We start from the raw sequence: 4,678 nt of genomic DNA on the forward strand, positions 1-4,678 counted from the left end.
TCTCCAACTTCACCTTCCTGCGCGGCGCGAGCCACGCCGAAGAGCTGGTCGAGCGAGCCAAGGCGCTGGGCTACCGCGCGCTCGCGCTGGTGGACGAATGTTCCCTGGCGGGGGTGGTGCGGGCCCACGTGGCCGCCAAAAAGCACGGCCTGCCGCTGCTGGTGGGCAGCCAGTTCCGGGTGCAGTGCGACGCCCCGTTCACGCTCATCGTGCTGGCCTGCAACCTCAATGGTTACGGCAACCTGTGCGAGTTCATCACGCATCTGCGGCGCACGTCTCCCAAGGGCACCTACCACCTCACGCTGGGCACCATCCGCGCCGAAACCCTGGCCGACTGCGTGGTGATCGCCGTGCCCGATCGCGACAGCGACCAGGACCCGATGGACACAGTAGCGCGCTGGCTGCTGCAGCATTTCATCGGGCGCTGCTGGCTGGGCGTGACGCAGCTGCGCCGGCTCGACGACGAGATGCTGCTGCACAAGCTGCGCCAGAGCAGCGCGCTCACCGCCGTGCCGCTGGTGGCCGTGGGCGATGTGCACATGCACGTGCGTTCGCGCAAGCCGCTGCAGGACGTGCTCACCGCCACACGCATCGGCCAGCCGCTGAGTGCCTGTGGTCTCGCGCTGCAGCCCAATGCCGAGCAGCACCTGCGCTCGCGACTCACGCTGGGCCAGTGTTATCCGCCCGAGCTGCTGGCCGAGACACTCGCGGTGGCGGCGCGCTGCGCGTTTTCGCTCGACGAGCTGCGTTACCAGTACCCCAGCGAGGTGGTGCCCGAGGGGCAGACACCGTCGTCCTGGTTGCGGCAACTGACGCTGGAGGGCGCGGCCTGGCGCTGGCCCCGGGGCACGCCGCCGCGTTTTGCGAAGCAGATCGAACACGAGCTCGAACTGATCGCCGCCATGCAGTACGAGCACTACTTCCTCACCGTCAACGACATCGTGACTTTCGCGCGCTCGAAGGACATCCTGTGCCAGGGCCGCGGCTCGGCGGCCAACAGCGTGGTGTGTTACTGCCTGGGCATCACCGCGGTGGACCCCGAGCGCACCAACCTCCTGTTCGAGCGTTTCATCTCGCGCGAACGCAACGAGCCGCCCGACATCGACGTGGACTTTGAACACGAGCGGCGCGAGGAGGTGATCCAGTACCTCTACACCAAGTACGGCCGTGAACGTGCCGCGCTCACCGCCACCGTCATCAGCTACCGCCCGCGCAGCGCCCTGCGCGACGTCGGCAAGGCACTGGGTTTTGCCGACGGCGCGCTTGATGTGTTGAGCAAAAGCACACGCTGGTGGGACGGCCACTCGGTCGAACCCGAGCGCCTGCTTGAAGCGGGTCTCGACCCCGACGACCTCGCGGTGCGCCAGTTGCTGCAGCTCACCGCGCAGCTCATGGGTTTTCCGCGCCACCTCTCGCAGCACACCGGCGGCTTCGTGCTCACGCAGCTGCCGCTCTCGCGCCTGGTGCCGATTGAAAACGCCAGCATGAAAGACCGCACCGTGATCGAGTGGGACAAGGACGACCTCGACGCGCTGGGCCTGCTCAAGGTCGACGTGCTCGCGCTCGGCATGCTCACCGCCATTCGCAAGGCTTTGACGCTCATCAGCGCGAAACTGGGCCGCCCCTTCACCCTGCAGGACATTCCCGAAGGCGACGGCCCCACCTACGACATGATCTGCGCCGCCGACACCGTGGGCGTGTTCCAGATCGAGAGCCGCGCGCAGATGAGCATGCTGCCGCGCCTCAAACCCCGCTGCTATTACGACCTGGTGATCGAGGTCGCGCTCGTGCGCCCCGGCCCCATCCAGGGCGGCGCGGTGCACCCTTACCTGGACCGACGGCAAGGCAAGGTGCCGGTGAGCTACCCCGGCCCGCGCGACGGCGCCGACCTGCGCGAAGCGCTGGGCCGCACGCTGGGCATTCCCATCTTTCAGGAGCAGTGCATGCAGATCGCGGTGTTGGCGGCGGGCTTCACACCCGGCGAGGCCGACGCCCTGCGCCGCGCCATGGCCGCCTGGAAACGCGGTGGCAACCTGCAGCAGTACGAGCGGCGCCTGGTCGACGGCATGACCGCGCGCGGCTACGAGCCCGCGTTTGCGCAAGGCGTGTTTGAACAGATCAAGGGCTTCTCCAGCTACGGCTTTCCCGAGAGCCACGCCGCGAGTTTTGCGCTGCTGGTCTACGTGAGCTGCTGGATCAAGCACCACCACCCCGCCGAGTTTCTGGTGGCCATGCTCAACAGCCAGCCGCTGGGCTTCTACACCCCCAGCCAGCTGGTGCAGGACGCCAAGCGCCATGGGGTGGAGGTGCGGCCGGTGGACGTGGTTCACAGCAACTGGGACTGCACGCTGGAAGAGGGTGGTGCCGTGCGCCTCGGCCTGCGCCTGATCTCAGGCTTGAGGCGTGAAGCCACCGACCGCCTGGTGGATGCGCGAGCAAACCAACCCTTCACCACCACACAAGACCTCGCCCGCCGAGCGAACCTTGACCAACCGCAAATGAAACTGCTCGCCGCTGCCGATGCGCTGGCGGGCCTGAGCGGCCACCGCCGCCAGCAGGTGTGGGACGCCGCCGCGCTGAGGACCGCACCCGAACTGATGAAGGACGCGCCGGTGGACGAAGCTCCGCTGGCCTTGCCCGAAGCCCCCGAAGGCGAGGCGGTGGTGTGGGACTACGACAGCCTGGGCCTCACCCTGCGCCGTCACCCCCTGGCGCTGCTGCGGCCCCAGCTCACCAAACGCCGGCTCGCGAGCGCCGAAGAACTCAACAAAGCACCCAACGGACGCCTGGTGCGCTACTGCGGCATCGTCACCCTGCGCCAGCAACCCGGCACCGCCGCCGGCGTGGTGTTCGTGAGCCTGGAAGACGAAACTGGCGTGGTGCAGGTGATCGTGTGGAAACACCTGCGCGAACGCCAGCGCACCGTGCTCACGCAATCACGGCTGCTGGCGGTGTTTGGGGTGTGGCAGCGCGAAGGCGAAGCCAAGAACCTGATCGCCGGCCACCTGGAAGACCTCACGCCGCTGCTCAAAGGACTGTCGACGGTGAGCCGGGATTTTCATTGAGGGGTGGGCTGGGAGCCCGCCTCCAGCAAGCTCGGCTGCAAGACCATGCGCAACGCCACCACGGTGTCGCTTAGTGCCAAAGGTGCCAGTTGATTTTTCTTGAGAAACGCCTGCCAAAGCGCCTGGCGCGACGGATCGTTTGCAAATTCGTCCGTCAGGCCCACAGGCAATGCAACAGGGACAGCCATGCCTCGTCGGGCGAATGTGGCTGCGATCGCACGAGCAAGCATCTTCGTGTTCAGGATTTCGCGTTCAAGCAAAACCGACAAGTCCAGGTAGTCTTTCAAGCGGCTGTTGGTCATGCCGAGCAAGGTGATGGCGTGCAGCTTTTCAGCAATCACGGTGTAGACCGGGTAGGTGCGCAAACGCGGTGCGGGCAGGTCACTCAGCAGCACTGGGTAAACCGCAGCCACAGGCCCGGGGGTGACGGCGTCGCCGAAGCCGATGTCGATCTGCGTCTTGCACCGTGCTTTGGCCACGTCGGCCGTGATCAAGACCCTGGCTCCTGCATAACCGGCCTCTTTGCGAATCTCTTCGACCGTGATCGACGCGGGATCGAAGTGGATGCCATCGTCCACTTCAACGCTCACGATGTCGCGGAATGTTTGAACCACGGACGCCAGATCGCTGGGCCCGAAACCCAGCAAGTCCGCATCGCGCGTGGCGCGGTGGGGTATGTCGTACCAGAGCGTGAACAGCAATGCTCCTTTGAGCAAAAAGCCATCGGCGTGTGCTGACTGGCTCAGGCGGTAGAGCATGCGTTCCAGCGCAAAGCGCACCAACACCTGGTTGAAATCCACACCTTGTGTCTTGGCAATGTTGAGCAGGCGTGCCCGCACCGATGCCGCGCGGTCCTTGCTCATTCGATGGCCTCCAGGTAAGGGCGCATCACGTTGGCGACGCGGCAAAGCTTTGCATAGCGCCAGAGGTCGTCGGCCGATGCCTTCTTCTGCGCACGGGCGTCGCGCAGCGCTTCCAGTGCCACGTCGATACCGATCTTGTTGCGGTGTTTGAAGCAGTCAACCACCGTCCTGGCCACGCCATAAACCTGCAGTGGAACTCCATCGGACTGGAAGATTTCGATGCCTGCCGTGTAAGCATCACCGGTGACCTGGATCATCTTGAGGGGCGGGTAGTCGATCTTCGGCACATGGCTGCCACGCGGCATGGCGATCCAGATCTGGTGTGGAAGCTGGGTGGTGAGGCCATGAAACTGCAGCGCAGTGAGCAGGCAAAAAACAGCCTGTGGCACCTTGGTGGCAACAGTGATCAGACTCTCGTTTTCTGAGAGGTCCTGGTCGGGCAGGCGGTAGAGCCCTCGATCAACTTTCTCCAACAGTCCGGCAGCCGTCATGCGCGCAAGCACGGCGCGAGACGCACCGGTCGCATCCAGATCGCTGGGGCGCAGCAAGCCCTTGTGTGCGAGCAGATCCAGAATGCGCTGGGTGTGGGTGTCGTGTTGGGGTGACATGGCGGGCCAGTATGTTCCATTTTTTCGTCGATTGCAAACATTCGACGAACAAATGGAACATCTTCTGCGCTCAAAGCCCCAGCAATGTCCCGGTGATGAGCTGCCAGTGCTCGTCACTCACCGGCGTGATCGACAACCGGCT

Annotated in this window: 3 protein-coding genes; 1 reads left to right on the forward strand and 2 read right to left on the reverse strand. The window is 64.9% G+C overall.

The genetic code is table 11. The annotated features are described in order from the left end of the window. Window positions 1-3,065: error-prone DNA polymerase (locus tag Q0C59_RS18785; protein ID WP_291218435.1), on the forward strand; the 3,065-nt coding region annotated here is incomplete at its 5' end. Here the strand turns inward: Q0C59_RS18785 and Q0C59_RS18790 are convergent. Both Q0C59_RS18790 and Q0C59_RS18795 read right to left on the reverse strand, forming a co-directional pair. Continuing rightward, window positions 3,059-3,928, reverse strand: coding sequence for a nucleotidyl transferase AbiEii/AbiGii toxin family protein (locus tag Q0C59_RS18790; protein ID WP_291218437.1), 870 nt, complete (start codon window positions 3,926-3,928; stop codon window positions 3,059-3,061). The genes Q0C59_RS18785 and Q0C59_RS18790 overlap by 7 nt on opposite strands. Then, window positions 3,925-4,536 (reverse strand): AbiEi antitoxin N-terminal domain-containing protein, encoded by a 612-nt coding sequence (locus tag Q0C59_RS18795; protein ID WP_291218439.1) that lies wholly within the window; start codon window positions 4,534-4,536, stop codon window positions 3,925-3,927. Before Q0C59_RS18795 ends, Q0C59_RS18790 begins: the two co-directional genes overlap by 4 nt. Window positions 4,537-4,678 lie beyond the last annotated feature (142 nt).

The organism is Hydrogenophaga sp., from assembly GCF_022844385.1.
Classification (GTDB): Bacteria; Pseudomonadota; Gammaproteobacteria; order Burkholderiales; family Burkholderiaceae_C; genus Hydrogenophaga.

Coding starts and splice junctions, on each gene's coding strand:
- Q0C59_RS18790 (WP_291218437.1), bottom strand. CDS start 3,928: ATGAGCAAGGACCGCGCGGCATCGGTGCGGGCACGCCTGCTCAACATT.
- Q0C59_RS18795 (WP_291218439.1), bottom strand. CDS start 4,536: ATGTCACCCCAACACGACACCCACACCCAGCGCATTCTGGATCTGCTC.